General features: G+C 69.1%; 1 protein-coding gene. It reads left to right on the plus strand.

Translation table 11 applies throughout. From position 1 onward, the window contains the following. Nucleotides 1–96: 96 nt before the first annotated feature. On the plus strand, nt 97–1,659 hold a 1,563-nt coding region (locus EJ903_RS26250), incomplete at its 3' end, for an ISL3 family transposase (protein ID WP_126620808.1).

Consider the following 1,659-nt stretch of genomic DNA (forward strand, 5'->3'; position numbering starts at 1 on the left):
TTTGGTCCATCCGCACTCCCGGTGCAGCCCGGATGCAAATGGGAATGGGAATGAGCACATAAAGGGAACCGTTCTCCCAGTGGAGCGCCCGTTTCCTTGTCCAAATCGCTGCTTTCTCTGCTCCCAGCCGGCCTTATCGTTGATCAGGTCACGGTTGATGCCGATCGCGTCGTGGTGGCGGCCCGTGTGCGTGCCGCCACGGCATCCTGTCCGCTGTGCCGCCAACCATCGCGTCGCGTCCACAGCCGTTACGACCGCCGCTTGAACGACCTGCCGTGGCAGGGCCGTGTGGGGGAACTGCGTCTCCAGGTCCGCCGATTCCGGTGTCCGGCGGCGGACTGCCCGCGCCGCGTCTTCGCCGAACGCCTGCCCACCGTCGCGGCGCCTCGGGTCCGGCGCACCCGCCGACTTGCCGAGGCGCAGCGCACCATCGCCTTGAGCGCGGGCGGGGAGCCCGGCGCCCGGCTGGCCACCCACCTTGCGATGCCGGTGAGCGGCGACACGCTGCTGCGTCTGATCCGGGCGGAGCCGACGGCGCCAATCCCGACGCCGCGCGTCATCGGCATCGATGACTGGGCGTGGCGCCGCGGCAAACGCTACGGCACCATCATTGTCGACCTCGAACGCAGACGTCCGATCGACCTGCTGCCCGACCGTCAGGCCGACACCGTCGCTGCTTGGCTGAAGGCGCATCCCGGCGTCGAGATCGTTGCCCGCGATCGTGCGGGCGCCTACGCCGACGGCATCCGCCGGGGCGTGCCGACCGCCGTTCAGGTCGCCGACCGCTGGCATCTCCTGCACAATCTCACCGATGCGCTGCGTGAGGTTCTCACCGGCCATCATCGGGATCTGCGAGCAGCGGCCAAGCTGGCCGTCGCTCCCGTCGATGGAACCGGACAAGAGGCGCACGCGCCGCAGCCCGATGAGGGCGCCAAACCACCGACCCGTCGTGAGCAGCGGAGCGCCGCCATCCAGGCCGCCCGCCAAGCCCGTTTCGAGGAGGTCGTCGCGCTGGACGTGCGCGGCTGGTCGCAAACCCGCATCGCCCAGACGCTCGGCCTCGACCGCAAGACGGTGCGGGTGTGGTTACGGTCCGGGCAGCCACCACCCTGGCGTCAACCGGCCAAGGGCAGCCAGGTCGATCCGTTCCTCGACCATCTGCGTCGGCGCTGGGACGAAGGTTGCCACAACGCCGCACGGCTCTGGCGCGAGATCAAGGCCCTCGGCTTCACCGGTCAGCGGACCACGGTCCGGGACTGGGCACGGCCTCTGCGACAGACCATCCCAGGCATGGCCTCTGCCGTCTCGGCCTCATGGCGGGCGCCATCGCGGCGACGGGCGGCATGGCTGGTTGTCGCCGACGCGACTGAGATCGACGCGACCGAACAGGCCTTCGTCACCGCCCTGCTTTCCCGTTCCCCGAAGTTGGCGCAGACCGTCGCGTTGGCTCGGGCCTTCCGGACGATGGTTCGCCAACAGCGGGCCGGAGAACTGGATGAGTGGTTGCTGATGACCGACGGCACGGCCATGGCAGGATTCGCTGGCGGCCTGAAGCGTGATCTGGCGGCGGTGCGCGCGGCCTTGTCGCTGCCGTGGAGCACAGGACCAGTGGAGGGCCAGATCAGCAAACTGAAGACGATCAAGCGCACGATGAACGGA

Source organism: Azospirillum griseum, from assembly GCF_003966125.1.
GTDB classification, from domain to species: domain Bacteria; phylum Pseudomonadota; class Alphaproteobacteria; order Azospirillales; family Azospirillaceae; genus Azospirillum; species Azospirillum griseum.